This is a genomic window from [Actinomadura] parvosata subsp. kistnae (genome assembly GCF_900323885.1).
GTDB classification, from domain to species: domain Bacteria; phylum Actinomycetota; class Actinomycetes; order Streptosporangiales; family Streptosporangiaceae; genus Nonomuraea; species Nonomuraea composti.
Map to the genome: position 1 here is coordinate 3,555,293 of NZ_OOHJ01000018.1, position 26,925 is coordinate 3,582,217.

Genomic DNA, 26,925 nt, shown 5'->3' on the forward strand with positions numbered 1-26,925 from the left:
GAGGCATGCAGAACGGGTTCGGACGTTTCTACCGCGCCACCCGGCCCCGATACAAGAGCGGTCAGCGCATCGCCGGCGCGGCGTACAGCCGCAGGGTGAAGGGGTCGAGAGCCTTGGGCAGCGGGCGGCCGGGGCCCAGGCGCGGGGCGACCGGGCGGAAGTCGTACTGGCGCAGCAGGGCGGCCAGCGCGGCGGCCCCGACCGTGCCGCCGAAATCGCTCCCCGGGCAGCGGCCGGGCCCGGCCGAGAACGGCACGATCCACCAGTCGGCGGCGGCCCGCCCGTCGAGCCACGCCTCGGGGGTGAAGGCGTCGGCGTAGTCGATCTGCGGGTTGCGGGTGTGGAGGCCGACCGGGATCACGAGATCGGTGCCGGCCGGGAGCGTGGCTCCGTGCCAGGCGACGGGTGCGGTGACGACCCGGGGCATCGTGGGCACGATCGGCCACAGGCGCAGCGCCTCGTACAGGCAGGCGCGCAGGAACGCGCGGTCGCCGGCGGGGTCGAGCGCCTCGGCCGCGCCCGCTCGTAGTGCTCGGGGTGGCCGGCGAGCAGCGCCAGGGTCGGGCCGAACACCGTCGTGCCGAGCACCTCCAGGGCCATCAGCCAGTGCGGCACCTGCCCGGCCGGACAGGTGCCCGCAGTCGCGGGCGCGCTCGCGGCCAGCCCGGCCAGGCTCCCTTCGCCCGTCTCCGCCGAACCGCCCAAGCTCCCTTCGCCCGTCTCCGCCAGGCTCTCCCCGCCCGCCGCCGCCAGGTGGCGCTCGATGCCCGTCATCATGACCCGCCGCAGCCTGCGCACCCTCCCGTTCCTCCACGGCCGCAGGCCGAGCCAGTTGCCCTCGCGGCGCAACGCGTTCAGGGCGTCCAGGATCCGTACGTCGTCACGGGCCGCGTCCCCGAGCGTCAGCCGCAGGACCGCCCGGGAGTGGCCGGCACGCAGCCGCCCCCAGTCCACCGCGCCCGGCTCCCGGCCGAAGATCCCGTCGAGCTCTTCGGAGACCACCCGCTCGACCCGCGGGGCGAGGCTGTGCGGCACCGTGCCGGGCTGGAGCACCGCGTCGTTGAACCGGTGCCGGTCGAGCCGCGCCTCCCCGCGTGAGAGCAGCAGGCTGTCGGGCTGGGAGGGCGAGAAGCCGCGTGCCTTCTCCTTCGTCCGCAGGGAGAAGACCTCGTCGCTGCCGCTCAGCACGCGCTCGACGTCCCCCTGCGAGAGCAGCAGGAGCACCTTCCCGCGCAGGCTCCGCACGTACACGGACCGGCCGCCGTGACGCACGCGCAGCCGCATGCAGAAGCGCTGCGCCGCGTCGTACGTGCGGAGCCGGGCCATCAGCCCGACCATGGCGGGCCTGCGGATGACCACGCCGCGAGCGAACTCCGGCAGCGTGTAGAGCACGGAGAACGCCAGGCTCTCCATCCGGCTCGCGTGCGGCGGCTGACCCATCGCCCGGCCTCCAGACCTTGGGGATATCACAAATTGTAGTTAAAGAGTTACTATCAGTGAAGACCGTGAAAGGCGGTGATCGGCCATGTCCCAGGCAAGGATCGGCGGCCTGTCCGCGCCGGAGTGGCACGAGCTGCCGTTCCCGCTCCAGCTCGCGGCGCTGGCCAGGATGCGGGCGGCGCTGCGCCGGCACAACCTGTACGACACCCGCCCGGCGGGCGGCGAACGGCCACGGATCTCCGGGCCCCGCCCGCGCCACCGCAGCTACGACGGCTCCGGCTACGACCCGGGCGACGCCGACATGGGCCGGGCCGGCACCCGCTTCGACCGCAACGCCCCGCTGCCCATGACGCATCCCGAGGGGCTGCTGTCGCCCAACCCGCGCGACGTCGCCAACCGCCTGCTGACCAGGCACGACCTCATCCCGGCCACGTCGCTGAACATGCTGGCCGCCGCCTGGATCCAGTTCCAGAACCACGACTGGTTCAGCCACGGCGACAACCGCCTGACCGAGCCCATGAGGGTGCCGATCCCCGACGGCGACCACTGGTACGAGCCGGACATGTGCGTACGAAGGAGCCGCCCCGACCCCACCCCCCACACCGAGCCGGACGCCCCGCCCACCTACGAGAACACCGTCACCCACTGGTGGGACGGCTCGCAGCTCTACGGCAGCTCGGAGCGGCACTGCCGCGCGCTGCGCACCGGCGAGGACGGCCGGATGCTCCTCCACGACGGCCGGCTGCCGGAGGAGACCGCCCCGGGCCTGGCCGGGATCGACCTGACCGGGTTCAACGACAACTACTGGGTCGGCCTGGCGCTGCTGCACACGCTGTTCGTCAAGGAGCACAACGCGATCTGCGGCAGGCTGCGCGCGGCGTACCCGTCGTGGGACGACGAGCGGCTCTTCCACACGGCCCGCCTGGTCAACGTCGCCGTCATGGCGCGGATCCACACGGTCGAGTGGACGCCGGCCATCCTCGGCAACCGCGCCGTCCGCCTGGCCATGAACGCCAACTGGGCGGGCCTGCTGGGCCCCGGCTTCCGCCGCCGCTACGGCCGGGTCGGGCGGGGCGAGGTCGTCTCCGGCATCCTCGGCTCACCCATGAACCACCACGCCGCCCCGTACTCGATGACGGAGGAGTTCGTCGCCTCCTACCGGTTCCACCCGCTGATCCGCGACGACTACCCGGTGCGCTCCCACCGCGACGGCAGCCTGATCACCGTCGAGGAGCTGCTCCCGATCCAGGGGCAGCACACCCGCGCCGCCGTCGACCGGCACGGCATGTCCGACTGGCTCTACTCCTTCGGCGCCATGAACCCGGGGGCGCTGACCCTGCACAACCATCCGCGCTCGATGCGCGACCTGGTGCGCACCAGCGGCGAGCGCATCGACATCGGCACCCTCGACCTGCTGCGCGACCGCGAGCGCGGCGTCCCCCGCTACAACGACTTCCGCCGCATGCTGCGCAAACGCCCGGTCACCGACTTCGCGCGGCTGTCGGACGATCCGGGGTGGGCGCGCGAGATCGAGGAGGTCTACGACGGCGACCCGGAGCGGGTGGACGTCACCGTCGGCCTGCTCGCCGAGCCCAAACCGCCCGGCTTCGCGATGTCCGACACGGCCTTCCGCGTGTTCGTGCTCATGGCGTCCCGCAGGCTCAAGAGCGACCCGTTCTTCACCGACCTGTTCACCCCCGAGGTCTACAGCCCGGAAGGGCTGGACTGGATCGACCGGACCGGCATGACCGAGGTCCTGCTGCGCCACCACCCCGAGCTCGCCCCCGCGCTCGACGGCCTCCCGCACGCCTTCGTACCCTGGCGCAGGCCGGCCTGACGCGGGGGCGGCCCCTTCAGGTCTCGCGGGCGGCTCGCCGCTTCGACGCGTACGGCAGCACGAACAGGAACAATCCGGTGAGGAACTGCAGGACGAGCGGGAACAGCGGCAGGTAGACCACCCACATCGCGGGCTCCTCCCGCGAGACGGCGACCATGGCGGCGAGCACGGTCACCGTGAACGCGACCGACAGCCAGCGGTGACTCTGCCGCACCCACTTGCTCGATCTCATGAGGAGCCTCCTAGGCCGACGGCACTTCCTGGATGCGGATCAGGTTGCCCGCCGGGTCGCGCACGGCGCAGTCACGCACCCCGTACGGCTGCTCGATCGGCTCCTGGACGATCTCGGCGTCGGCGGCCTGCAGCCGCTCGAAGAGGCCGTCGAGGTCGGTGGTCGCGAGGTTGATGCCGGCGTAGGTGCCCTTGGCCATCATCTCGGCGATGACGCGGCGCTCGTCGTCGGTGACGCCCGGGTCGGCGGCCGGCGGCTGCAGGACGACGGAGGTGCCGGGCTGGTTCGGGGGGCCGACCCTGATCCAGCGCATCCCGTCGTAGCCGGCGTCGTCGCGGACCTCGAAGCCGAGGACGTCGCGGTAGAACGCCAGGGCGGCGTCCGGGTCGTCGTGCGGCAGGAAACTCGAATGGATGGAGATGTCCATGGCGGTCACGCTAGGCGGGACCGGGCAGGCGCCGCTTCTCGATTCCTGATCGATCCATCGGCCAGGATGGAACGGCGCGCACGCTCAGGAGGACACCATGCCGCAGGAGCGGGAGACGGCGACAGGCCGTTGTTTCGTCTGTAAACGCGAGTTCACCTTCGACCCGAAGGAGGTCGTCACCTTCCTGATCGACCCTCAGACGGGGTTCCCGCCGGGCTTCACCGCCCTGGGCACCATGCGCCCGGCCACGCCGGAGGCGGTGGCCCGGTCGAGGGACGAGCCGCTGTGCCCCGACTGCCACGAGCGGGCCGAGCGGTACGGGGCGCGGCTGGACCCTCCGCCGCCGCCCCAGTGGCCGACCTGGCCGCCAAGCGGGAATTAAGCACCCATAGTGATCCGGGCTTCGGCGAAGTGGCGTGCGTCCGGCGGGCGCGGCCCTAGCATCTCCCACGGGCAGACCGGTTGGAGAGCTGGGCGGAGGGAGCCTCCTTCGCCCAGCTCGGCCGGCCGTCAGCTCGGGCGGGTGCCGGTGACGAGGTAGACGACGTCCTGGGCGACCCGTACCGCGTGGTCGGCGTACCGCTCGTAGTAGCGCCCGACCAGCGTGATGTCGATGGCCGGCTCCACGCCGTGCTGCCAGTCCTTGGCCAGGATGCTCCTGAACAGCTTGCGATGCAGGCGGTCCATCGCGTCGTCGTCCTGTTCGAGCTCCATCGCCGAGTCCACGTCACGCGACGCCACGCAGCTCCCGGCCTTGGTGACCAGGTTCTCGGCGATCTGGCCCATCTCCAGGATGGTGGAGCGCAGCTCCGGCGGGATCGCGGAGTCGGGGTGGCGCAGGCGGGCCACCTTGGCGACGTGCACCGCCAGGTCGCCCATGCGCTCCAGGTCGGTGCCCATGCGCAGCGCCGTGATGACCATCCGCAGGTCCACCGCGACCGGCTGCTGCCGGGCCATCAGCTCGAAGATGGTCGTCTCGATGTCGGCGAACACCGAGTTGACTTCCTCGTCCCGCGTGATGACGCTCTCGGCGAGCTGGAGGTCGGAGTCGAGGAGGGCCGTGGTGGCACGGGAGATCGCCGAGCGGACAAGCCGGGTCATCTCCACCAGCTTGTCAGTCAGTGCATCAAGTTCTTCATGGTACGCGTCGCGCATGTCGTCACCGTACGGCCCGGTCGATGAACGAACCCCTACAGCAAGATGAACTTTCCAGGAAAGAGCCGTTCATCCCCTGATGAGGGGGTCTGTCCGTGCAGGAAGGCCACCTACCATCGGAGGCATGAGTGAGATGGCCATGAGCTTCGCGGCCCTGGCCGGGTTCGTGGTGGGCGCGCTGGCGGTGCTGTTCTACCGCAACCAGATCGAGGCCCCCAACCGTGCCGCCGCCGCGGACGGCGTGGAGACCGGTGCCGCGCTGCCGCAGGGCGTCGCGTCGGTGCTGGCCGTGCTGCCCTCGTCCGCCGTGGTCCTTGACGCCCACGACCGCGTGCTGCGCGCCAGCTCGGCCGCACGCGCGTTCGGGCTGGTCAAGGGCGATCGCCTGATGGCCGCGGAGCTGCTCGCCCTGGCGAGGCAGGTACGCCGCGACGGCGAGATCCGCGAGAGCGAGATCGACGTCGCCGGCCACAAGTTCGGCCAGGAGACCACCAACTTCGCCGTCCGCGTCGCGCCCCTCGGCTCCTACGGCCAGGTGCTGGTGCTGGCGGAGGACCAGACCGAGCGGCGCCGGGTCGAGGCCGTGCGCCGCGACTTCGTCGCCAACGTCAGCCACGAGCTGAAGACCCCGGTGGGCGCCATGAGCCTGCTGGCCGAGACCATCCAGGACGCCGCCGACGACCCCGAGGCGGTCAGCCGCTTCGCCGGGCGCATGCAGCACGAGGCGGCCCGGCTCAACTACCTCATCCAGGACCTGATCACGCTCAGCCGGATCCAGGGCGCCGAGCCCATCCCGACGCCGGGTCAGGTCTCGATCGACGAGGCCATCCACGACGCCATCGAGTACTGCAACACCAGAGCGTCCGCCAAGGACATCGCGCTGGTCACCGGCGGCACCGAGGGCCTGCGGATCTGGGGCGACGACGAGCTGCTCGTCACGGCCCTGCGCAACCTCATCGACAACGCGGTCGCCTACAGCCCCGAGCACACGAGGGTCGTCGTCAGCGTGCGGCCCGCGGGCGACTCCGTCGAGATCAGCGTCAGCGACCAGGGCATCGGCATCCCCGAGGAGGCGCTGGAGCGCATCTTCGAGCGGTTCTTCCGCGTGGACGCGGCCCGGTCGCGCGCCACCGGCGGCACCGGCCTCGGCCTGGCCATCGTCAAGCACGTCGCCGCCGCGCACGCCGGCGAGGTGTCCGTCTGGAGCAAGGAAGGGTCCGGCTCCACCTTCACCCTCCGCCTGCCCGCCTTCGGCGGCACGGCGGTGGCAGTACCACCCTCGATTCCCCTGGAGGCAGCCAAATGACCCGAGTGCTCGTCGTCGAAGACGAGGAGTCCTTCTCCGACGCCTTGTCCTACATGCTGCGCAAGGAGGGCTTCGAGGTGTCCGTCGCGGCGACCGGGCCCGAGGCGCTCGACACGTTCGACCGCAACGGCGCCGATCTGGTGCTGCTCGACCTGATGCTGCCCGGTCTGCCCGGCACGGAGGTGTGCCGCTCGCTGCGGCAGCGCTCCAAGGTGCCGGTCATCATGCTGACGGCCAAGGACAGCGAGATCGACAAGGTCGTGGGCCTGGAGCTGGGCGCCGACGACTACGTCACCAAGCCGTTCTCCTCGCGCGAGCTGGTGGCCCGCATCCGCGCGGTGCTGCGCCGCCAGGGCGACGTGGTGGAGGAGCTGGAGACGGCCGTGCTGGCGGTCGGCCCGGTGCGCATGGACGTCGACCGGCACGTGGTGGCGGTGCGGGGCGAGCAGGTGCAGCTGCCGCTGAAGGAGTTCGAGCTGCTGGAGGTGCTGCTGCGCAACGCGGGGCGGGTGCTCACCAGGGGCCAGCTCATCGACCGCGTCTGGGGCGCCGACTACGTGGGCGACACCAAGACGCTGGACGTGCACGTCAAGCGCCTGCGCGCCAAGATCGAGTCCGACCCGTCGAACCCGCGCTGCATCCTGACCGTGCGCGGCCTGGGCTACAAGTTCGACGCCGTCGAGGAGTGACCGAAAGCTCCGTCGAGGAGTGCGCGAAAGCGAAGAACCCCGGCGTCTCGATGGAGGCGCCGGGGTTCTCTCATGTCGTCAGTGACCCTCTTCGGCCGCGGTGGCGGACGGGGTCGGGGTGGGCGTGGGAGCCGCGGTGGCGCCCGGGGCCGGCGGGTAGTCCTTGAACTCGCGGCTGCGCGTCACCACAGGCACGTTCATGGACACGACCCCGGCGTTGGCGAACTGGAGGTCCAGCTTGATGGTCTCGCCGCCCCTGAGGCTCTTGGGGATCGCCTCGAGCATGAGCTGGGGGCTGGGCTTGCCGGTGTTGACGAGCGTGTTGCTCGGGAGCTGGATCGGGGCCGCGACCTTGACCGTGCCCATGTTGCCCGCGGAGACCGCCTGGAGGGTGTCGGGAGTGCCCGCGGTGTTGAGGATGTTGAGGTAGATGGGGGCGGATCCGCGCCAGGGGAGCTGCGCTCCGGAGTCGGGGCCGAGGATGAACGCCTGCGGGATGTGAATGTCGCTCTTGCCGTATGCGCCCTTATCGATCAGCACTTGTGCTTCGTTGGGGGCGTAGGCCTTGTTGGTGGTGGCGTCGAAACCGGCCGCGCAGCCCGCGAGCGCGGGGGCTGCCAAGAAGGCGGCGGCTACAGCAATCCAGCGACGGCTGGTCACGGGCGGGTACTCCTTGGTCTTGCGCAGGTGTCGCGCGTGCGTGATGTTGCAGCGCCCACCATATCCACCCCAATGCAAGGTCATATCCACACCCCCGCAGGTCATTCGCTATGTCCGGAAATGCGATTCATAGAGTTGAGCGCTTGTCAAGCCCCAATATGCGGCTTTGACCTGCAGTTATGAGGATTTCACTGTTCCGGGAGGCTGTGGATGCGTGGTACCCTGGAGTACAGCGGAAGGGGTACTTGTCACATGACTTTCCAGGTCGGCGACACTGTCGTCTACCCCCACCATGGGGCTGCTCGGATCGAAGCAATCACGACGCGATCCATCAAGGGTGAGGAAAAGACCTACCTGGTGCTCAAGGTCGACAAGGGCGACCTTACCGTCCAGGTGCCAGCTGAAAACGCAGAACTCGTCGGCGTGCGCGATGTTGTGGGCCAGGAAGGCCTTGAGCGGGTTTTCGACGTCCTTCGGATGCCGCACACCGAGGAGCCGACCAACTGGTCTCGTCGCTACAAGGCCAATCTGGAGAAGCTCGCCTCCGGGGATGTGAACAAGGTCGCCGAGGTGGTTCGGGACCTGTGGCGGAGGGACCGCGAGCGCGGCCTGTCCGCGGGCGAGAAGCGCATGCTCGCCAAGGCTCGTCAGATCCTGGTCAGCGAGCTGGCTCTGGCCGAGAAGACCAATGAGGACAAGGCCGAGGCCCTGCTCGACGAGGTTCTCAACTCCTGAAGACGAATCTTCCACGGGTGGGCGTCGGAGTCGACGTCCACCCGTTCTCATCGAGTGAGTCAGGCCGCGAGCTCAACCTCGCGGGCCTGCACTGGCCGGGAGAGACCGGCCTCGAAGGCCACTCCGACGGCGACGCCGCCGCGCACGCGGCCTGCGACGCGCTGCTGTCGGCGGCCGGGCTGGGCGATCTGGGGCGGCTGTTCGGCACCGCGGATCCCCGCTGGGCCGGCGCCTCGGGTGCCGCTCTCCTGGAGGAGACCGCGCGCCAGGTGCGCGCGGCCGGCTTCGAGATCGGCAACATCGCCGTCCAGGTCGTCGGCAACCGGCCCAAGCTGGCGCCGCGCCGCGAAGAGGCCGAGAAGGCACTCAGCACCGCGGCGGGAGCGCCGGTCAGCGTGTCCGCCACCACCACCGACGGACTCGGGCTGACCGGGCGCGGCGAGGGCATCGCGGCCATCGCGACGGCGCTGGTCGTCAACCTTTCCTGAGCTTCCCGCGTCATAACGTAGGGACGCGTGAGGGTGTCCTCGGCGGGTCGCGCCTGGCCCGCTCCGTTCGGAGGCGGCGGTTCGTCACTGGCGCGGTACGGACCGCCGCCTTCCCCTTGGGTAGTTTGCCTGCTCAGGGGGTATGTGTCCCCCCAAGACATGTGAACGTCTCGGGGGGAGCTACACATGATCGGCGCGATTGTTTCCGCAGTAGTCATCGGCGCCATCGTCGGTGCGCTGGCCAGGCTGCTGGTGCCCGGCAGGCAGAACATGTCCATCGGCCTGACCCTCATCGTGGGCATCGTGGCCGCGCTGCTGGGCACGCTGATCGCCCATGCGTTCGGCTGGGCCGACACACGAGGGATCGACTGGATCGAGCACATACTCCAGCTCGCCCTGGCCGTCATCGGCGTGCTGCTCGTGACCCGGATGGGCATGGGCCGCGGCGGTGGCAGAAGCGGCCGAACTATGACCTGACCTGGGGCTTCGTCAAGGCGATGCATAATCGCCGTAGATCGGGTAGCCACCTCCCCGTGAGGATGAACCGCTCACCCTCATGGGGAGGTTTCACATCATGACCATCGAATCCATCCTTGGCGCCATCGTGATCGGCGCCGTGATTGGCGCAATCGGTCGCCTGCTGCTTCCCGGCAGGCAGGCCATCGGGTGGATCCTCACCATCGTCGTCGGTATCGTCGCGGCCCTGGTGGGCACGCTGCTCGCGCAGGTGCTGGGCGTGGAGACGACACCCGGCATCGACTGGATCGAGCTGGTGATGCAGGTGGTGCTCGCCGTCGTCGGCGTTGGCCTGGTCGCCGGGCTCAAGCGCGGATCCCGCGTCTGACAGCCGGCGCAAGGCGGGATACATCGGCCCGCCCGGAAACGCTTCCGGGCGGGCCCGCCCATGCCCGGGATCAGCCCTCGGGCGGGCGCGGAGTGCTCCTCAGGCGGCCGGACGGGGCCGGGGTGTCGTCGTGGATCACCGGGTGCGGGGCGGTGTCCTCCATCTCCTCCTGACGCTCCGGCTCGTCCTCGATGACGGGGTGCGGCTGGGTGTCGGCGTCCTGATCGTCCTGCTCGTCCTCTTCCTGTTCTTCAGGGCGGGGGTGGACCAGCACGTCGGTGGGCTTGACGCGGTCGCCCCAGCGGACCGGGCGCTTCAGCGGCTCAGGCTCTGGCTCAGGGTCACGCTCGGGCTCGGGCTCAGGGGCAGGCTCCGGCTCGGGCTCGGGGGCGAGCTCCGGCTCTAACTCCTTCTGTACGGGCTCAGACGCCTGCCGGAGCTCCTCTTCGCGCATCGGCCACTCGGAGACCCGGGCCGAGACCGGAGGGGTCTCAGGGGCGGCTGTGGGGCCGACCAGCGGCGTGGGCTCCAGGACGGGAGGCACGGACGCCTCGGCCTCCAGCGGCGGAGCCGCCTCCGGGCCGTGGAAGGGCACGATGTCGCGCTCCGCCGTACGGTCGTCGTCGGGGGCGCGCTCCGGCCCGCGTACGTGCTTGATGAGCAGCAACCACAACCACAGCGCCAGCGCCAGCATGACCCACGGCGCCAGGGCGACGCCCACGGCCGTCTCCCGCACGCCGAACGTGAAGCGCACCGCGCCGGCCACGTTCACCGCGGCGGCCGCGGCGATCAGCAGGACCAGCACGAACGCCGCCTGCACGCGGACCAGCATCCGGGCCGGGCGCAGCAGCAGCACGCCGAGCAGCGCGATCAGCAGGAGCGCGTCGAAGGCCGCCGGGTAGAGGAAGGCGAGGTCGGGCCTGGCCTCGCCGGTGAGGGCCAGCGCGCGCAGGTCGTCGAACGACAGCGCGCACGCGGCCCCGGCGAGTGCGGCGACCGCGAGCCCGGCCAGGGCGATGCCCAGGCGGCGAAGCGTAGAGGGGGGAGTCACGTCCATGGCGGTTTCGAGCCTACAGAACAATGATGGGCGCAGACCGATCAAGGGAGACTCGAGCATGCCACTGCTGACGGAAGATGTCCGGAAACTCCTGGACGCGCCCAATCACGCCACGGTGACGAGCCTCAACCCCGATGGCGGGCCGCAGTCCTCGGTGGTGTGGGTGCGTACGGACGGCGACGAGATCCTGTTCTCGACCGTGAAGGGGCGCAGGAAGCCGCGCAACTTCGAGCGGGACCCGCGGGTCAGCCTCCTGGTGATGGACCCGGACGACCCGAACCGGTATGTCGAGGTGCGCGGCCGGGTGACCATGACGCCCGACCCCGAGGGCGCGCTCATCGAGGAGCTCTCGCAGAAGTACCAGGGCACCTCCTGGGAGGACAAACCGGGCACTGAGCGACTTATCGTTCGGATCTCTCCGGACCGGGTGTTCTTGCGGACCTGATTTATAGGGGTGGTAACGGCGCGGAGGCGTTAGCCTTGCCTTCGTGAGCCTGCACATCTACGACACCAGCACGCGCGCCATCCGTGAATTCGTTCCGGTCGAAGCCGGCCGGGCGTCGATTTACCTGTGTGGGGCCACCGTGCAGGCTCCGCCGCACATCGGCCACATCCGCTCCGGCGTCAACTTCGACGTGCTCCGGCGCTGGATGGCGCGCTCCGGCTACGACGTGCGGTTCTGCCGCAACGTCACCGACATCGACGACAAGATCATCAGGGTGTCCGCCGAGGAGAGCGTGCCCTGGTTCGTCGTGGCCGAGCGCAACCAGCGCGCCTTCACCTGGGCCTACGACACGCTGGGCTGCCTGCCGCCGACCGTCGAGCCGCGCGCCACGGGGCACGTCCCCGAGATGATCACGCTGATGGAGCGGCTGATCGAGCGCGGGCACGCGTACGCGTCCGGCGGCGACGTCTACTTCGACGTGCAGTCCTACGCCGACCGCTACGGCTCCCTCTCCAACCAGAAGCTGGAGAACATGCGGCCCGCCGCCGACACCGACGACGAGTCGTGCAAGCGCGACCCGCGCGACTTCGCCCTGTGGAAGGGCGCCAAGCCCGGCGAGCCCACCTGGCCCACGCCGTGGGGCCCCGGGCGGCCCGGCTGGCACCTTGAGTGCTCGGCCATGGCCACGAAGTACCTGGGCCCGACGTTCGACATCCACGGCGGCGGCATCGACCTGATCTTCCCGCACCACGAGAACGAGATCGCCCAGTCGCAGGCGGCCGGCGACGGCTTCGCTCAATACTGGATGCACAACGGCATGCTCAAGATCGGCGCCGAGAAGATGAGCAAGTCGCTCGGCAACTCGCTGCTGATCCCCGAGATGGTGCAGAAGGTCCGGCCCGTGGAGCTGCGCTACTACCTCGCCGGCCCCCACTACCGCTCCTCCATCGAGTACTCCGAGGAGGCGCTGCTGGAGGCCGCCGCCGCGTACCAGCGCATCGAGGGGTTCGTGACGCGCGCCGCCGAGGTCATCCACGACGTCGACGCCGACGCGCCGCTGCCGCAGGCGTTCGCCGACGCGCTCGACGACGACCTCGGCACGCCGCAGGCGCTGGCCGTCGTGCACGAGGTCGTGCGCGAGGGCAACGTCGCGCTGTCGCGCGGCGACAAGGAGGCCGTGGCCCGGCTGCTGGCCGAGACCCAGAACATGCTCGACGTCCTGGGCCTCGACCCCCGCTCCCCGCAGTGGCGCGGCGCCGGCTCCGACCTCACGCCGGTCGTCGACGCGCTGGTGGCGGTGGCGCTGGAGCAGCGCAAGGCCGCCAGGGAACGCAAGGACTACGCGGCCGCCGACGCCATCAGGAACCAGCTCGCCGCCGCCGGCATCACCGTCGAGGACACGCCCCACGGCGCCCGCTGGGAGCTCAGCCGCTGACGTCCCGCGATCCGGGCCCAGGTCGAGCGGGAGCTCAGCCGCTAACCTCTCGTGATCCGGGCCAGGTCGATGATCACGAGCCGGCCCTTGAGGTCGTACCAGACCAGCCGGTCGTTCGTGATGCCCGGCTGGACGCTCGTCATCGTGCCCTTGGCGTCGGGACGCAGGCCCAGGTCGCCCGACTTCCCGGTCACCAGGTCGACCAGGGCCTGACCTCGCGTGGGCAGGCTCACCGTCATGAAGCGGTCCATCGACAGGCCGTGCATCGCGGTCTCCGGCAGCTCGCGCTCCTGAGAGCCGTCGCGCAGGCGGACGAACGGTTTCCTGTCCGCCCCGACGCCGACGCAGGTGGTCACGCCGCATCTGACGTACTCGTCGCCGGGGCGGACGAGGGCCATGCTCATGTCGCCGTTCTCGACGTTGTAGAGCTCCTTGAAGCTGGGCTCGTTGTCGGGCGTGTACTCGCCGGGCATGCCCACCCACGGCCAGGTCAGGATGTGGTGCTCGCCGGCGTTCTGCACCGGGGTCACGGCGCCTCCTTCCAGGGGGACGGTGAAGACGCCGCCGCCCTGAAAGACCGAGAAGGCCAGGCGGTCGCCGGTCACCACCAGCTTGTCCGCACCCTTCCTGATCGGGGCGTCGGTGGGGATTTCCATGGGCTCGCCGCCTTCGACCGGCACCGACCAGAGCCTCGTCCGCGTGTCCTCGATCGTCTGCCAGAAGATCCGGCCCGCTCCGGCCGTGAACGCCGAGGCGAACACGCCCTTCGGGGTGCGGATGTCGGTGATCTTGCGGATCTGATTCGTGTCCAGATCGTACGCGTACAGGGCGTCGGCCTTCTCGTGGCTCGCCCACGTCTCCAGCAGCAACGTGCGGTCGTCGATGAAGATGACCGGGCGGAGCTTGCGGCCTCCTTCCTTCAGCTTTGCCGGGATCTTCCAGACGGCGTCCGGCCAGACCTGCTCGACGGGGCCGGGGATCGTCGCCTGCTGCCGTGTCGTGGGGGTGACCGGCGCCGGATTCACGGCCACCTCCGGAGCGCCCTGGAGGCCCCGTACCGACAGGGCGCCCCCGCCCGCCACCACGACCACCACCGCCGCCGCCGTCGCCGCCGCCAGCGTGCGGGACCTGCGGCGGCGCGAGCGGATCACGACGCGCGCGGGCAGGTCGCTCGGGGCCTGCGGCGCGCCCTCGGCCGCGCGGCCGATGACCCTGGCCAGGTCGGATTCCAGATCGTTGCTCATGAGGCGCTCCCTTCGGCGGGCGAACGGTGGGGGATCAGGGTTCTCAGCCTGGCCAGGCCGAGCGAGGCGTGACTGCGTACCGTCCCCTGGGAGATGCCGAGGACGTCCGCGATCTCCGCGTCGGGAAGCTGCTCGTAGAAGCGCAGGACCAGCACGGCCCGCTGCTTGCGCGGCAGCCCCGAAAGCGCCTGCCACAGCTCCTGGTCGCCGTCGGACGGCAGCACGTCGTGCAGGGGCGTTTCCGGCAGCGCCCACGCGAGCTGCTCGCGCCGGCGGCGCCGCCAGACGCTGATGTGCAGCCGCGCCATGATGACCTTCGTGTACCGCTCCGGATCCTCCTTCCTGCGCACCCTCGGCCAGGCCCGGTGCAGCCTGACCAGCGCCTCCTGCGTCAGGTCGGCCGCGTCATGCGGGTTGCCGCTGAGCGCGAAGCCGTAGCGCAGTAACGCGTTGGCCCGCTCGGCGACGAACTCCGTGAACCGGGAGTCGTCATCCACCTGTCATCGCCTTTCCCGTCGTACGTCACCCCAGAGACGGACTTGACGCGACATTTGTTGAATCCGGATTGGGCAGAGCTGACCGGCGGCCCCAGTACCCTTGAACACATGGCAGCAGGCGGCAGGGCATCGGGCAGGCCCGCGAAGAAAAAGGGCCCGTCCAAAGGCACCGGGGGGCAGAAGCGCCGGTCACTCGAAGGCCGGGGCGCGACACCGCCCGCCGAAATGCGGCACTGGTACAAGGACAAGGCACGCGCCGAGCGCATCGCCCGCGAGGAGCAGAGCGGCACCCGCCGCCCCGCGCCCGCCAGGCAGCAGCGCCGCTCCGAAGACGCCCCCGAGCACATCGGCGGCCGCAACCCCGTCCTGGAGGCCCTGCACGCCGGAGTCCCGGCCAGCGCCCTCTACATCGCCCAGCGCATCGACAACGACGACCGCGTCCGCGACTCCATCAAGATCGCAGCCGAGCGCGGCATCGCCCTGCTCGAAGTCAGCCGCGACAAGCTCGACCGCCTCACCGAAGGCGGCGTCCACCAGGGCATCGCCCTGCAGATCCCGGCCTACGACTACGCGCACCCGTCCGAGCTCGTGGAGCTCGCCCACGAGGCCGCCGAGGTCCCGCTGATCGTCGCCCTCGACTCCGTCACCGACCCGCGCAACCTCGGCGCCATCGCCCGCTCCGCCACCGCGTTCGGCGCCCACGGCCTGCTCATCCCGTCCCGCCGCTCCGCCGGCGTCACCGGCGGCGCCTGGAAGACCTCGGCCGGCACCCTCGCCAACCTCCGCGTCGCCCGCGCCGCCAACCTCACCGCCGCCCTGCGCGAATACCGCGAAGCCGGCCTGTTCATCATCGGCCTCGACGGCACCGGCGACACCGACATCTCCGACGTCGAACTCCTCACCGAGCCCCTCGTCATCGTCGTCGGCTCCGAAGGAAAGGGGCTTTCGCGGCTCGTACGCGAGCATTGCGACGTCCTCGCCCGCATCCCCATGCGCGCCGCCGCCGAATCGCTCAACGCGGGGGTGGCGGCCGGGGTGGCGCTGTATGAAGCCGCTCGTCACAGGCGTCTCTAGCGTCTACACTGGTAGGCCGTGCCGACGTAGCTCAATCGGCAGAGCATCTGTCTTGTAAACAGAAGGTCAGGGGTTCGATTCCCCTCGTCGGCTCTGCAACCAGAAGGCCCCTGAACAGCCCTCAGGGGCCTTTCGGCTTTCAAGGCGTGGTCATCGCAAGAGGAGCGCTTCGCGCGGGGAAGCTCAGGCGGTGACATTGGGGGGCACGGCCCCCCAAGCCCCCAGTCCAAAGGCGCGGTCCTCTCGTGGGAGGCGCTTCGCGCCTTGGGGGTTCGGGCTGTGACATTGGGGGCGCGGCCCCCACACCCCCAGCTCAAACCCCGCTTCGCCGCTTGGTTGGCCTGATTACTCGGCTCATATAGGTAACCCTGCTAGCTTCCGACGCGTTCGGCGAGCTCCCGCAGCTCATTCGATGCCAGGTCCTGCATCGTCAACAGGTCGGAGACAAGTTGCCGCACCACGCGATGGTTGCGAATCTGCTCAGGGGTGATGTTCTCGGCCTCCAGCAGTCGGGCGACCGCTTCGTCTACCTGGCGGCGTTGGGCGTGGGCTCGGGCGAGGTCGACGACGAGTCGTGCCCGTCGTTCGGCTGACAGTGCGGAGGTGTCCACCGCGCTTCCGGCCCGCAGTGCGTGGCCGGCGTCGCCAACTTCCACCGCCACGGCCACCTCATGTAGCGCCACGTTGGTCGGCCCGAACTCGGTGTTGTAGTCGTTGCGGCCCTTACCGACTCGCATGGCCATCTCGCGGGCTCGGGACAGGTGCTCGTAGGCGACATCGGCCCGATTGAGCTGTGAGGCCGCCGTCACCCGCTGCAACGTCAGTCCGCCCCACAGCGACATCGCTTCCACGTTGCCCTGATCGGTCAGGAACCACAGCGCCTCGGCAGCAGTCCGCGCTGTCTCCTCCACCTGGTCGAAGTGACGCGCGTTCAGGAACACGAAGTTGAGCCTGAATGCCCCGGCCGCCATCATCAACGGGTTACCGGCACGCTCGGCCGCGCTGATGGCCCGATCGGCTGCGATCCATGCCGCCTCTGGCTCACCCAGTTTCGCCAACGAGGCCGAACGCGCCTGGTAGGTGATGGCCAGCAGCTCGAACAAGTCGGCTTGGCGCTCGGCGGGCGCGGACCGCACCGCGTTCTCCAGCGTCGGGACGAGCCCACGCAGCAGCTCCGTCAGTTCGACGTAGCGGCTTTGATGCGTCAGCTCCCAGGCGTGGTCAACGCGTGGCTTGAGCAGACCCATCGCATGCGCATCCGAGACGGTGACGCCTTGTGGCAGGCGCTCCTTCAAGGTCGAGCGCGGTAGAACTGCGCAAGATCAACAACGCGGCAGCACAGCCTGAATGAGAACTTCTCTACGTCTTCAGCGGCAGCCCGCCTACGGCGGCCTGCCGCGCGTCGGGCGGTCGCTGGCCGCGCTGCGGCTCTTCGGCCGGTCGCGACCAGCGCCACCCACGCACGTCCTCCACCCATCAGACGTTCGATGGGGTGCCTCGATGGTGATGGCAGGGCTACTTTTGGACGAGGTGAGCGAGCCGCTCCAAGCCAAACTTCGGCGCCGTCCGAAGGATGGCAATCAGCTTCAGAGGCGTATCGCCGGATTTGTCTGAGCCTCCGACCTTAGCGCCCTTTGTTTTCCGAGATAGCATACGACCGTTGGCGAAATCGAGGACGCGAATACCCTGCTTGAGACGCGACCCGGAGAACTGGCTTAGATCCAGCATAAAGGCTTCTAGTCGGTGACCCGCTGCGTGAGCATCGGAAACGCCACCATCGACTAGGTGAATAAGTCGGAGATCCAGAAGATCAGTCAGCACGTTGTAGCGATCCGCGAATTCTTCCTTTTCTCGGTAGCTGATGAGGAAATAAGTGTGACTGGTTTCGTCAAGACAGAAGGAGCGCACAATTCTGAGCGCTTCTAGGGTGCGGGCGGCCGATTGTACATTCGACGCCATGTCTTCTTCAAGTTCTTGAACCTTTACCTGAGCTGCATCGCCGGCAGCTTGATTTACATCCTGCACGCCTACCAGTTTGGCGTTTGGGCGCCTTTTGGCTTTCTCGATGGAGCTTCCGGCAAGGATTAGATAATCCCGCGGCACTGCACCAGATGCGAGAACAAGCCGATCAAGCGCTGCGGCATGAAATAGCCTGGAGAGAGCTGGGACCCCTACATGCTTCGCATACTGAAGTAGGATGTTTTCGAGAAACTTCTTCGCCCATTCGGGATCTTGCAGAGTGACGTCAAGGTCGAGAAGATCCGCATCGTGCATGGTCTGCAGCCCCAGCGGGGGAGACGATTGATACCACCTCGTTAGATGCCGGATCGAGGCAATTTTGAGCCATGCATCGCAGTCGCGGATACACCCATGAAGCATGTCGAGTAGCTTCGGCTGCTGACCACGTGTGATGTAGTAAAAGTCATCCACGAAGATGAAAAGGCGGAGGCCATTTATCGAGAGAAACCGTTTGATTGTGCGCTGAATCTCAGGAATGAGTCGCACAACGGAAGATTCCTCATTCTCAGGTAGGGCCAGCATTTGCCCTACTCGTTCATACAGCTTCACCGCAGCTACTGAGATAGAAGATTGCGCTCTAACCTGCTGCTGTCGGCTCACAACGGCCGTGAGCACTTCTTCAATCATGTGTAGGAAAACGCGGTTCGGCTCCTCATTTCGAAGAGTTTGCACGTTAACCCAGCATGAGATGACGCTGTCATCGGGGAGAGTGCTTCGTGCCTCGACAAGGAGCGCCGTCTTTCCTGCTCCTCGCCTTCCGAAGATGAGGTGGTGCCTGGGCGTGGTAATGGCAGCGAGGTTGATGTGCGCGTCACGAATATATGACAAGCTGGGTTGGGCTTCCGACACTCGTGATCGGGCGCTAGTCAGCCGAGTCAGCTCGGAGGCGCGCTCGTCCTGAACGCCATTGACAATCGGATCTGAGGACTTGTCTACGAGTTCCGGCGGCGCCTTTCTTACGATTATAAAGGCCCTGACTTCGCTAGTGGTTATCTCACTATCGAGGTCATTGCCTATCTGTGCAGCGCTGGGAAGGTCGGACGCCTCTACGAAGACGATATAGTTGATTTCGTCTGGATAGGGGCGTATTTCGACGTCAAGCACCTTTATGTTGCCTCGGTCGCGGAATTCGCGACGAATGAATGATGGTACATCGGAGATGCTTTGGGCGGTCATAGATAACCACAGCCCTTCGAATGCAAGTACTGCCTTGATTGTGTCAAAAAACGAGGGGCCTCCGCTGCAAGATCCAAGGCGACCAGGCGCAAAGATTTACTATTTAGTGGGTATGGATCATAGTCGGCAGCATTCCGATGGTTGCGGGCATCTTTGAGGGCATTCCCCCACAGGGCTGCATCGATGAAATCGTTCGGAAGCATCGTAGGCAGCTTTGAATGCGACTCATGATCGTCTCCACCATGCGAAAAATATACAACAGCTCGTGCCGCGTGATACATGGCGTAATAGAATCGACTGATTGCGCTTCTGTATTCGGCGGGTCTCATTTTAAGTAACTTGTTGCCGCTGTCTAGAAATCTCGTGGCAAGCTTTAGGCGGTCTGCACAAGCCTGCTGCTTGAGCTCATCTATCGGCCGCGCAGTGCGACTTATTAGACCGACGCCTTCGATGAAAAGCCCAAGCGTCTTTTTATCCGCTTTACTTATACGGAGCAGCGCGTCTTCGGGTGTCGAAGATGGATTCGAAGGTGGTGGTGCGCTGTTCACCGTCATAGAGTTCTTAGTTTACCGCCGAGTGCCCGCAGCCTGGCAAGAGGCGGCTGCTGCAAGTGTCGATTGTAACGGTACGTCTTGGGAGCATCCGGGCGACTCCTTCACGAGTGATGACTAGGCTTCGCGTCGACCAGTTGGCGTCCGCATGACCTGTAGGGCCAGCATGCGGACAGCTAGGGCCGTGACGATCGCTGACTTCGGTACCCGTCGGACGGGCTGGGGCGATCGCGGGCAAGGCCCTCCTCCGTCGGGCCTTGCCACCGGGTGGCCTTGGTTGAGGTGACAGCAGCACTGACAGCAACGTCTCCACACAACGGCGCATTTGCGTCACCGTCCACACGCGCCTGACCTCGGCCTCCGTCGCCCGAGCAGGGCGCCTGAGAGGCGGAAGGTCGGGCTGCCGTGACGGTGGGCAGGTCACGCCTCACCAAGTGACACTCGTTGGTTCGCGGGGCTCGGCACGTATGTGCCTCAAACAATGCGCATGTTCCTCTGGATCTGGTTGATGTCAGCGGGCGTCGGCAGGGTCGGGTACGGTCACGCCATGAAGACGTGGGTGATCCCAGAGCACTCCAACAAGGCGGTCCAGCGGGCGAGTCGGACGATCGGCAAGGGAACGGGCACACCCGAAGAGATCCGGGCGGCGCGAAACATCCTGAGTAATTACCGCCTCGCGCATGCCTTCCCCCTGAATGCCGTGACCGTGACCGTGCGGCAGCGCGCGCTCAACGTGAACCCGAACGCCGTCGTCGCTGAGCGGCGCAAGCGACTTCCTACCATCCTCGACAAACTCAGGCGCCACCCCACGATGAGCGTTACGACCATGCAAGACCTTGGAGGATGCCGCGTCGTTCTCGAGAGTGTTGCTGAAGTCGAGGAGTTAGTTACCGTTCTGCGTGACCTGCCGAGGAGCAAGAACCGCGTCAAGCGCGTCTATGACTACCTGCGCGATGACCCGGGACCGCGCGACTCTGGCTATCGGGGTATTCACCTGGTGTACGAGTACGGGGCCTCAAAGAAGGAGTACCAGGGCCTCCGGATCGAACTGCAGGTGCGCACACTGCTACAGCACGCCTGGGCGACCGCCGTCGAGACGATGGACCTGTTCTCGGGAAGCGAGTTGAAGTACGGCAAGGGCGACCCAGATGTGCTCCGGTTCTTCGTCCTGGTCGGCTCTCTCATGGCTTACGAGGAGAAGACTGCCCTGGTGCCTGGCGCCCAAGGGTCGGCCCAGGAACTAGCCGACGAGTTGCGGCGGCTAGAGGCCAACGTTGGCGTCCTAGATCGGCTGCGCGGCTACGCCTCGATCGTTGGCGAGCACGCCAAGACGGACCGCCGCAACACCCTAACGCTAGAACTCCGGCGGCGTGAAGGCCTCCTGACGGTGACGGTCCACGAGACGCTGGCCGAGGCCGAGGCGCGGCTGACCGAGTTGGAAGCCCAGGACGACGACAACCTAGACGCGGTCCTCATCAACATCGCGCGGATCAGCCAGCTGCGAGACGCGTACCCGAACTACTTCGCGGACACGGGCCGCTTCACCGACTTTGTGGCTTCGCGGATCTCCGAACCGGAGGCTGGCTCCGCCGTGTAGCCGGATAGCTGCCGCACGCCTTTAGCGGAAGACGGTTACAGATAGTTGGGTGTCCGCCGGACTGGGCGACACGCCGGGCCTCGACATCACCCTGCCGCCGTCGGAGGACGATTTTCTTCGATCGGGCGTGGATGCGGTGACGCGCCCCAACCTGCTGCAGCTCCTCCCTTGCCGTTCGTACAGGTGAGATGACGCTTGGCAGGGACGGGTAGGCCGGAGGCATCGTGGGGTGTCCTCCGGGACACGAAGGATCTCGCAGCAGCGTGGAGGCACCAGTTACCACGACGTGATCTTGCTAATGGACGTGCTAACACCTTGCGTGGACGGCCATGGACAGCGATAGAAGGTGATCAGTATGACCAGGCCGCTGAGTTGGGTGAGATGTCATCTGTGGACTGCTATGGACGATCTTCGGCTCACTTGTAAACAGAAGGTCAGGGGTTCGATTCCCCTCGTCGGCTCTACAACCAGAAGGCCCTTGAACAGGCGAACCGCCCTCAGGGGCCTTTCGGCGTCCAAGGGGCATGGTCTTCGCAAGAGGAGCGCTTCGCGCGGGCAGCTCAGGCAGTGACATTGGGGGGTACCGCCCCCAAGCTCCCAGTCCCAAAGCTCGGTCCTCCTATGAGGCGCTTCGTGCCTTGGGGTTCGGGCTGTGACATTGGGGGCCCCCAAACCCCCAGCTCAAACCCCGCTGCGCCGCTTGGGAGCTCGATTACCCGGCTCATATGGCATAGTCCTGCTTGCTTCCGACGCTTTCGGTCAGCTCCCGCAGGTCAGGGGATGCCGGTTCCTGCATGGTCAGTAGGTCGAAGACGAGTTGCCGCACGACGCGGTGGTTGCGGATTTGCTCGGCAGCGATGTTCTCGGCCTCCAGCAGTCGAGCGACCGCTTCGTCTACCTGGCGGCGTTGTGCGTGGGCTCGGGCGAGGTCCACCGCCGGTCGGGCTCGTCGTTCAGCCGACAGCATTGAGGCTTCCACCGCGTTCCCAGCCCATAGCGCGTGGTCGACGCCGCCGATGGATTGCCGAGAGCCGTCGGGACCATCTGACCGTGCTCCGTCATGCGGCGGTGCGGTGCGCAGTCGTATGCCCGGCTCACCGCCCACCAGCCGTCTGGGCGAGCGGCCTCGGGACCCGTTCGGACGGCGATGGGACACCGGGTCGGCCACCGCATGCGAGCCGCCGTAGGCGCCGGCCGTCGTTGTCGTGCGGCCTGACCACGTCGGTCACGCCCGCCTCTACGCGCCCTGATCCGCACGCCGACGACGTCGTTGCCACCACGCCCAATCCGAGTCGGGAGATGTAGGCGGCATCGGTGAGGTTCTGCGGAGGTAGTACACGTCGATGGGCAGGATCAGGGCGTACAGATGGGGCCTGGCCCATGGGGGTAAGCCGGTGAGAGCCTGTTGCAGGCGTCGGCGGGGTGCGTCGCCGGTGCACTCATGGCACGCGCATCTGAAGAAGACGTGGTCGGCGGTCCCTGTCAGGGCCGCCTCCTGCCAAGCCGCCAGGGCTGCCGCCACGGCGCCCGGCCACATGTGAGTGTGTTCGAGGGTGATCACGGCGGTCATCGGACGACGGCCGAGCCCGGGAACGTGATGGATCACAGCTCTGTGGGTCCCACACGCTGATCCCCGCGTACGGACCTCCGAAGGGCGCCTACGCGGCATGGTCCTTTCCGGTCAATGACATGACCATGATGATCGCATGCGGGGGCGTGTCGTCTAAGCACCCTGCGCCGAGGAGATCCATGCCCTCCGGCGGAGGCATCCGGCTCGGGATGATCGCCATGCGTCACGTCACGCTTGGGGGTGGTTGAGAGAGACAAGCTGATCTTCTCCGTCTGCCATCGCCCCCGGACACGTTGAGCAGGCCCGCTATCCCTTTGGGGCGGGCCGACCGCAGACGGAGTCGGAGCGGCTCATGCGTCGCCAGTGATCGTCTAGGCTGACGGCGATCTGGACGGCATAGGAGTGCGCATGGGTGGGGCGGCGGCGGCAGACTACGCCTGGCTGAGCGACCGTTGGACCGATGGTGTCGGTACCACCGAGTTGTGCATCAATTTCGTCCGTGATCTGTCCCCCGCGGACGCCATGCGGCGGATCACGGTCACCCCGGGCACTTCCGGCAAGGTCAGCGTCGCCGCGTATGCCGCGCAGGGCGGAACCGTCCTGGCCGACACTGGATGGGGGACCAGGTACGTCACCAACGTGGCCGAGCCGCTGTCATTGGGGACGGCCGTGGCCACGGTGTTCGCCAATGTCGAGGACTCGGAGTTCAGCTTCTGGTCGAACGAGCGGCTGATCACCACGTTCGGCTTGTACGGGTACCGCTACCGGGAGGGTGACGATTCCGATCGGCTCCTCGCGGATGCCCGTGACCTGAACCTCTGTGGCGACGGATACTGCGAGAACCACGTCGCCGGCGCCCTGGCTCTCGCCTCCCGAGTGACGGGCGTACACCTGTCTCGCGCCCACTACGCCAGACCAGCTCTGACCGGTTCGTCTGATCATTTGCAGGCCGGATGGTGAGCCGGGGTGAATCGTGGGACCTCCCGAACCGGGAGGAGATTCAACGCCGTGCTCCCCGGCTTGCCGCGCTCTTCTTGGAGAAAGTGGAATGACGGCCGGCGGAATCGTGGAGGCGTGGGAGTGAGCTGAGTGACAACCGTGACGATCACGTCGCGGACTGACTGCGTGAGCAAGGCAGCCGATTTCATGGATCTCGCAGGTCTGACAGGCAAGCGTCTGATCGGAGTGGTCGCCGCCCGATTCGTGCCGGGAACAGGCACCCCTGAGGTCATTGAGGTCTGGCTCTCCTTCGAGTCAGTGAGCCCTTTTCATCCTGAGTAACGGCCCTCCTCGATGAGCTGCAGGACCAGGATGGCCTGCACGATCGTGGTGGCGCGGTGCGGGCAGCATCGCAGCCGGGTCAGTAACTTCCAGGTCTTCAGGGTGGCAACGGCACGTTCCCCGCAAGCACGGATGCGGGCGTGTGCCCGGTTGACCGAGCGCTGATGGTGCGACAGCGGCGGCCGCAGTCGATGGCCTTTGAACGGCGTGCGGATGCTGCCTCCCGCGCCCTGATATCCCTTGTCGGCGAGAGTCTTGACCCCTGCGACCATCAGGGCGTCGATCAGGCCGGTGGTACGCGCCGCGGTCAGGTCATGCGTGGCACCGGGCAGCGCGGGTGAGGCCCAGACGAGTCGGCCGGCCGGATCGGCCAGGACCTGCACGTTCACACCGTGACGTCGGTGTTTGCCGGAGTAGTACGGCCGTTCGTCGGCCAGCCGGTCGATCGGGATCAGGGTGCCGTCCAAGATGGCGTAGGCCAGCCGGCCGGCGCGTAAGACGGCGGCGTGGACGTCGTCGGCGAGCAGGGCGAGCAGGTCGGTCGCTTCACGGACGTAGCGCCAGGCGGTGCTGGCGCCGATGGCGAAGCCCGCGGCCAGTCGCGCATAGGTGTCGCCGTTGCGCAGATGGGCCAGGACCAGCAGGGCTTGCCGGGACGCATCCAGGCGCCGCCAGCGGCAGCGCCGCTCGGCACGCCGGGCACGGAGCAACTCGGCCAGGCGGATCAGGGTGTGATTGGACAGCGGAATCGCAGCAGGGTAAGACAGCAACGAGGCTCTCCGGTAGAGGCATCGGATCTTGGTCGACTGCTGTCTTACCGGGAGCCTCTTCTCATGCCAACCGGTCCCGCCGCTGCCCCTGCTGACCAGCGTGATCAGGTTGGAAAAGCCTCAGTGATTGTCAACGTCCGCGTAGCCGCCGATTGGTCGTTTCAGATCAAGCCAGGCGAACCAGGGCCGAGCTATGTGATGGAGGAGTGGGGCAGCCGCGTCGATGTGGTCGCCGCCCTGGATGACGTTCCCTTCGTACGGCACATCGGCGAGCGACTCGTTCGCGTGGTCGAGCGATTCGGCGGCGGAGTGGACGGCAGCGAGCGGGTGGGAGCGGAGTTCGTGTTCGACTCGGGGAGTGTGGTCGCAGACAGCTGGGGTGGCGACCTGCGGATGATCAGCGGCTGATTCACGACGATGAGGAAAATCCGGTTTGTGTTCCTGGCGTTGGATCGTGGGTGGGAGGCGCTACGTTGTCAGAGGCGTGCCCGGCGGCTATCGGGTCTGGGACGACAAGGCGCGCTGTTGGTGGGGCGAGCTTTATGAGTTCTGTCCCGACGAGCTGCTCAATGAGCTGAACCACGATCAAACCACCGCGCTGCTCAAGCGATACAGAGCCTTGACGCGATAGGCCATTTGCTTTCCTGGTCGCCAGGGCAGGGCAGGCACCCAAGATCTACAATCCGCACATGAACGCCTTATGCAAGGCTGCGCTCATAGGAGGCGTCATCGGGTTGATGGAGGTGTTCATCCACCTCTACGGGCCGGAGGACGACTTCTCAGGCGCAGGTGCGATGTTTCTCGCGCCTTTCCCCGCAGGCATGATTCTCGGCTGGGTGGTAGGGCTGCCGCGCTGGTGGCTGATCGCAGTGGCGGCGCCGTTCGTGAACATGGCCATCATCGTGCTCGGGCTGCGCGGCCTGACGGTGCCCGAACTCATGGAGCTCGGCTCGCTGCCCGGCAGTCTCATGTTCGCCGCCATCGGAGCCGGCGGCCACATCGCTGCGACGGCCATGCTCGGGCAGGTGGATCGAACACTCCGCCTCTCAGTGATCGGCGCACTCGTGGTCGGGTTCGCCGGCATGTCATGGAACACCGACGCGATCAGGGAGGCGGCGAGGGCACAAAGGTTGGCTCACTCCGGCATTCCGCTGATCGGTCTTGGCTCTCAGCAGTACCGGCCGGTTCACCTCGCGGAGTGGTTCGGAGAATGGGAGGCGGGGCCGCCGTCCATCGAGCTCTCCTATGCGCGGCTACGTGACCGAGCGGAGATCCAGCTTTACGTCATGCCTGGGACGGTTGGCGTTCCGCAGACCGCATGTTCCGAGCCCCTTCCAGACGTGGCCAATAGACGCGACGTATCCGGGAGCTGCCGGCAAGTGTCAACTGATGTCTGGGTGCGTACGGAAAGCGCCGGCACGAGAGTGTTCGCCAAGCATGAGAACGCCCTGGTACAGGTGGCCAGTGACCGTGTGTCCGAGGCCGACCTTCTTCTCATCCTGCCGACGCTTCGCCGCACCACGGCGGAAGAGCTCGCCGCGATCGGTGAGATCTGAGCCATCATGAATGCGCAGGCCGTGGATTGGGCGTCGATTCCAGGGCCGGGGTGCTTCCAGCCTGAGCCTGGATTCGAGTCGCACGCTGAAGCTGAGCAGAGCTGAGGCCCAAGGCTGGATGCTCATTGAATAGTGGAGCGGGTCGTGGATCCCTTGGACGGGTGGTGCCGCTTGCTGTGTGCGACCGGGCGGTGGGTCAGCGGCGTCGTCGGTAGTGCAGGTAGATGATCCCGTTGTCGGAGGGGGTGCTGGAGATCAGGTCGAGTCGGTAGGAGTTGGGGGTGCCGTCGAACAGGCGGGTGCCCTCGCCGGCGACGTACGGGAACATGCTCAGCTCCAGCTCGTCGATCAGGTCGAGACGCATGAGTGAGCGCCAGAGGCGGACGCCGCCCCAGACCACGATGTGGCCGTCGCCGCCCGTCCTCAGCTTGTCGATCTCTTGCGTTGTGTCGCCGGCGGCGATCGTGGTGTTGGGCCAGTCGGCTGTCTTCAGGGTTCGGGAGAAGACGACCTTGCGGCCCGTGTTCAGGATGTCGGCGAAGGGGTGGTCGGGGGACGTTCTCATGCCCTCGGAGATGCTCTCGTAGGCGGTGCGGCCCATGATGTGGGCGTACGCGTTGCGGAGGAAGTCGAGGTGGGCCGGGGCTTCGGGCTCGCGGTTCTCCGGTAGGTCGAAGCAGAACTTCCAGAAGTCGGTGCCCTCGTCGGCGAGCAGGCCGTCGAGGGAGTAGTTGAAGACTGTCGCTACCAGCTTGCGCATGAGCTGAACTCCGTGGGGCTTGAGGCGCGGCGGCTGTGACCTGTTGCAGATGCTTGGACGGCGCTGCCGACGGGAAGTCA

General features: G+C 67.3%; 31 protein-coding genes and 1 tRNA gene. 17 read left to right on the forward strand and 15 right to left on the reverse strand.

The window, feature by feature from the left end; all coding sequences use genetic code 11:
• Positions 1-61 precede the first annotated feature (61 nt).
• Together KIS93_RS65970 and KIS93_RS65975 are read right to left on the reverse strand one after the other, a co-directional pair.
• A complete protein-coding gene (locus KIS93_RS65970; protein WP_246005398.1) occupies positions 62-427 on the reverse strand; it encodes a cytochrome P450 in 366 nt (121 codons plus the stop codon).
• Positions 358-1,440 (reverse strand): cytochrome P450 family protein, encoded by a 1,083-nt coding sequence (locus KIS93_RS65975; RefSeq protein ID WP_246005399.1) that lies wholly within the window; start codon positions 1,438-1,440, stop codon positions 358-360. The genes KIS93_RS65970 and KIS93_RS65975 overlap by 70 nt, the downstream gene beginning before the upstream one ends.
• 85 nt (positions 1,441-1,525) lie before the next feature.
• On the opposite strand from KIS93_RS65975, the gene KIS93_RS36895 reads away from it, so the two are divergent.
• Positions 1,526-3,277, forward strand: a complete 1,752-nt coding sequence (locus KIS93_RS36895) for a peroxidase family protein (RefSeq protein ID WP_186404617.1) — start codon at positions 1,526-1,528, stop codon at positions 3,275-3,277.
• 16 nt (positions 3,278-3,293) lie between these two features.
• Here the strand turns inward: KIS93_RS36895 and KIS93_RS36900 are convergent, their stop codons facing one another.
• Together KIS93_RS36900 and KIS93_RS36905 are read right to left on the reverse strand one after the other, a co-directional pair.
• Positions 3,294-3,509 (reverse strand): hypothetical protein, encoded by a 216-nt coding sequence (locus KIS93_RS36900; RefSeq protein WP_080043329.1) that lies wholly within the window; start codon positions 3,507-3,509, stop codon positions 3,294-3,296.
• Positions 3,510-3,519: 10 nt separating this feature from the next.
• Complete coding sequence (locus tag KIS93_RS36905; RefSeq protein WP_080047293.1) at positions 3,520-3,936, reverse strand: VOC family protein; 417 nt, start codon at positions 3,934-3,936, stop codon at positions 3,520-3,522.
• Between the two features lie 97 nt (positions 3,937-4,033).
• On the opposite strand from KIS93_RS36905, the gene KIS93_RS36910 reads away from it, so the two are divergent.
• Positions 4,034-4,318 carry a hypothetical protein gene (locus tag KIS93_RS36910; protein ID WP_080043328.1) on the forward strand — a complete coding sequence of 95 codons (285 nt, stop codon included), beginning with the start codon at positions 4,034-4,036 and terminating at the stop codon, positions 4,316-4,318.
• Positions 4,319-4,446: 128 nt separating this feature from the next.
• Here the strand turns inward: KIS93_RS36910 and phoU are convergent, their stop codons facing one another.
• Complete coding sequence (gene phoU / locus KIS93_RS36915; protein WP_080043327.1) at positions 4,447-5,091, reverse strand: phosphate signaling complex protein PhoU; 645 nt, start codon at positions 5,089-5,091, stop codon at positions 4,447-4,449.
• 133 nt (positions 5,092-5,224) lie between these two features.
• Between phoU and KIS93_RS36920 the strand changes: the two genes are divergently transcribed.
• On the forward strand, positions 5,225-6,397 hold the full coding sequence (locus tag KIS93_RS36920; RefSeq protein ID WP_080043326.1) for a sensor histidine kinase: 1,173 nt from the start codon (positions 5,225-5,227) through the stop codon (positions 6,395-6,397).
• On the forward strand, positions 6,394-7,086 hold the full coding sequence (locus tag KIS93_RS36925) for a response regulator transcription factor (protein ID WP_080043325.1): 693 nt from the start codon (positions 6,394-6,396) through the stop codon (positions 7,084-7,086). The genes KIS93_RS36920 and KIS93_RS36925 overlap by 4 nt, the downstream gene beginning before the upstream one ends.
• Before the next feature lie 78 nt (positions 7,087-7,164).
• On the opposite strand, the gene KIS93_RS36930 is transcribed toward KIS93_RS36925, so the two are convergent.
• Complete coding sequence (locus KIS93_RS36930; RefSeq protein ID WP_240973085.1) at positions 7,165-7,830, reverse strand: copper chaperone PCu(A)C; 666 nt, start codon at positions 7,828-7,830, stop codon at positions 7,165-7,167.
• A gap of 168 nt (positions 7,831-7,998) precedes the next feature.
• Here KIS93_RS36930 and KIS93_RS36935 point away from each other — a divergent pair, with 168 nt between their 5' ends.
• The 4 genes from KIS93_RS36935 to KIS93_RS36950 all read left to right on the forward strand — a co-directional run bounded on the left by KIS93_RS36935 (position 7,999) and on the right by KIS93_RS36950 (position 9,813).
• Positions 7,999-8,481, forward strand: a complete 483-nt coding sequence (locus KIS93_RS36935) for a CarD family transcriptional regulator (RefSeq protein WP_020544658.1) — start codon at positions 7,999-8,001, stop codon at positions 8,479-8,481.
• A 17-nt stretch (positions 8,482-8,498) separates the two neighbouring features.
• Positions 8,499-8,969, forward strand: a complete 471-nt coding sequence (gene ispF / locus KIS93_RS36940) for a 2-C-methyl-D-erythritol 2,4-cyclodiphosphate synthase (RefSeq protein ID WP_080043323.1) — start codon at positions 8,499-8,501, stop codon at positions 8,967-8,969.
• Positions 8,970-9,155: 186 nt separating this feature from the next.
• On the forward strand, positions 9,156-9,446 hold the full coding sequence (locus KIS93_RS36945) for a GlsB/YeaQ/YmgE family stress response membrane protein (protein WP_080043322.1): 291 nt from the start codon (positions 9,156-9,158) through the stop codon (positions 9,444-9,446).
• A gap of 97 nt (positions 9,447-9,543) precedes the next feature.
• Complete coding sequence (locus KIS93_RS36950; protein WP_080043321.1) at positions 9,544-9,813, forward strand: GlsB/YeaQ/YmgE family stress response membrane protein; 270 nt, start codon at positions 9,544-9,546, stop codon at positions 9,811-9,813.
• Positions 9,814-9,883: 70 nt separating this feature from the next.
• On the opposite strand, the gene KIS93_RS36955 is transcribed toward KIS93_RS36950, so the two are convergent.
• On the reverse strand, positions 9,884-10,870 hold the full coding sequence (locus tag KIS93_RS36955) for a DUF2637 domain-containing protein (RefSeq protein ID WP_080043320.1): 987 nt from the start codon (positions 10,868-10,870) through the stop codon (positions 9,884-9,886).
• A gap of 58 nt (positions 10,871-10,928) precedes the next feature.
• Here KIS93_RS36955 and KIS93_RS36960 point away from each other — a divergent pair, with 58 nt between their 5' ends.
• Complete coding sequence (locus KIS93_RS36960) at positions 10,929-11,315, forward strand: PPOX class F420-dependent oxidoreductase (RefSeq protein ID WP_080043319.1); 387 nt, start codon at positions 10,929-10,931, stop codon at positions 11,313-11,315.
• 43 nt (positions 11,316-11,358) lie between these two features.
• Positions 11,359-12,750: a cysteine--tRNA ligase gene (gene cysS, locus KIS93_RS36965; RefSeq protein WP_080043318.1), complete on the forward strand. Its 1,392-nt coding sequence runs from the start codon at positions 11,359-11,361 to the stop codon at positions 12,748-12,750.
• A gap of 41 nt (positions 12,751-12,791) precedes the next feature.
• Here cysS and KIS93_RS36970 read toward each other — a convergent pair whose 3' ends face one another.
• Together KIS93_RS36970 and KIS93_RS36975 are read right to left on the reverse strand one after the other, a co-directional pair.
• Positions 12,792-13,994: a TolB family protein gene (locus tag KIS93_RS36970; RefSeq protein WP_155128638.1), complete on the reverse strand. Its 1,203-nt coding sequence runs from the start codon at positions 13,992-13,994 to the stop codon at positions 12,792-12,794.
• Positions 13,991-14,491, reverse strand: a complete 501-nt coding sequence (locus KIS93_RS36975; RefSeq protein ID WP_080043317.1) for a SigE family RNA polymerase sigma factor — start codon at positions 14,489-14,491, stop codon at positions 13,991-13,993. Before KIS93_RS36975 ends, KIS93_RS36970 begins: the two co-directional genes overlap by 4 nt.
• 108 nt (positions 14,492-14,599) lie before the next feature.
• Here KIS93_RS36975 and rlmB point away from each other — a divergent pair, with 108 nt between their 5' ends.
• Both rlmB and KIS93_RS36985 read left to right on the forward strand, forming a co-directional pair.
• On the forward strand, positions 14,600-15,565 hold the full coding sequence (gene rlmB / locus KIS93_RS36980; RefSeq protein WP_080043316.1) for a 23S rRNA (guanosine(2251)-2'-O)-methyltransferase RlmB: 966 nt from the start codon (positions 14,600-14,602) through the stop codon (positions 15,563-15,565).
• 20 nt (positions 15,566-15,585) lie between these two features.
• A tRNA-Thr gene (locus KIS93_RS36985) sits at positions 15,586-15,658 on the forward strand.
• A 278-nt stretch (positions 15,659-15,936) separates the two neighbouring features.
• Here the strand turns inward: KIS93_RS36985 and KIS93_RS36990 are convergent.
• The 3 genes from KIS93_RS36990 to KIS93_RS37000 form a co-directional block, all read right to left on the reverse strand.
• A complete protein-coding gene (locus tag KIS93_RS36990) occupies positions 15,937-16,860 on the reverse strand; it encodes a transcriptional regulator (RefSeq protein ID WP_230465625.1) in 924 nt (307 codons plus the stop codon).
• Between the two features lie 220 nt (positions 16,861-17,080).
• Entirely contained in the window at positions 17,081-18,760 is a 1,680-nt protein-coding gene (locus tag KIS93_RS36995; protein WP_155128636.1) for a hypothetical protein, read from the reverse strand.
• Positions 18,757-19,314 carry a HEPN domain-containing protein gene (locus KIS93_RS37000; protein WP_080043315.1) on the reverse strand — a complete coding sequence of 186 codons (558 nt, stop codon included), beginning with the start codon at positions 19,312-19,314 and terminating at the stop codon, positions 18,757-18,759. The genes KIS93_RS36995 and KIS93_RS37000 overlap by 4 nt, the downstream gene beginning before the upstream one ends.
• 544 nt (positions 19,315-19,858) lie before the next feature.
• Here KIS93_RS37000 and KIS93_RS37005 point away from each other — a divergent pair.
• Together KIS93_RS37005 and KIS93_RS37010 are read left to right on the forward strand one after the other, a co-directional pair.
• Positions 19,859-20,908: a RelA/SpoT domain-containing protein gene (locus KIS93_RS37005; protein ID WP_080047292.1), complete on the forward strand. Its 1,050-nt coding sequence runs from the start codon at positions 19,859-19,861 to the stop codon at positions 20,906-20,908.
• Positions 20,909-20,957: 49 nt separating this feature from the next.
• The gene (locus tag KIS93_RS37010) at positions 20,958-21,095 is read left to right on the forward strand and encodes a hypothetical protein (protein WP_155128634.1); all 138 of its coding nucleotides are present in this window, start codon (positions 20,958-20,960) and stop codon (positions 21,093-21,095) included.
• A 534-nt stretch (positions 21,096-21,629) separates the two neighbouring features.
• Here KIS93_RS37010 and KIS93_RS37015 read toward each other — a convergent pair.
• Positions 21,630-21,875 carry a carbonic anhydrase gene (locus tag KIS93_RS37015; RefSeq protein WP_230465624.1) on the reverse strand — a complete coding sequence of 82 codons (246 nt, stop codon included), beginning with the start codon at positions 21,873-21,875 and terminating at the stop codon, positions 21,630-21,632.
• Positions 21,876-22,886: 1,011 nt separating this feature from the next.
• Here KIS93_RS37015 and KIS93_RS37020 point away from each other — a divergent pair.
• On the forward strand, positions 22,887-23,438 hold the full coding sequence (locus tag KIS93_RS37020; RefSeq protein ID WP_080043314.1) for a DUF6461 domain-containing protein: 552 nt from the start codon (positions 22,887-22,889) through the stop codon (positions 23,436-23,438).
• Positions 23,439-23,746: 308 nt separating this feature from the next.
• On the opposite strand, the gene KIS93_RS37025 is transcribed toward KIS93_RS37020, so the two are convergent.
• Positions 23,747-24,529 (reverse strand): transposase family protein, encoded by a 783-nt coding sequence (locus KIS93_RS37025; RefSeq protein WP_080043313.1) that lies wholly within the window; start codon positions 24,527-24,529, stop codon positions 23,747-23,749.
• A 123-nt stretch (positions 24,530-24,652) separates the two neighbouring features.
• Between KIS93_RS37025 and KIS93_RS37030 the strand changes: the two genes are divergently transcribed.
• Together KIS93_RS37030 and KIS93_RS37035 are read left to right on the forward strand one after the other, a co-directional pair.
• The gene (locus KIS93_RS37030) at positions 24,653-24,937 is read left to right on the forward strand and encodes a hypothetical protein (RefSeq protein WP_186404618.1); all 285 of its coding nucleotides are present in this window, start codon (positions 24,653-24,655) and stop codon (positions 24,935-24,937) included.
• A 281-nt stretch (positions 24,938-25,218) separates the two neighbouring features.
• Positions 25,219-26,085, forward strand: a complete 867-nt coding sequence (locus KIS93_RS37035) for a hypothetical protein (protein ID WP_155128632.1) — start codon at positions 25,219-25,221, stop codon at positions 26,083-26,085.
• A gap of 196 nt (positions 26,086-26,281) precedes the next feature.
• Here the strand turns inward: KIS93_RS37035 and KIS93_RS37040 are convergent, their stop codons facing one another.
• The gene (locus KIS93_RS37040) at positions 26,282-26,845 is read right to left on the reverse strand and encodes a dihydrofolate reductase family protein (protein ID WP_080043310.1); all 564 of its coding nucleotides are present in this window, start codon (positions 26,843-26,845) and stop codon (positions 26,282-26,284) included.
• Positions 26,846-26,925 lie beyond the last annotated feature (80 nt).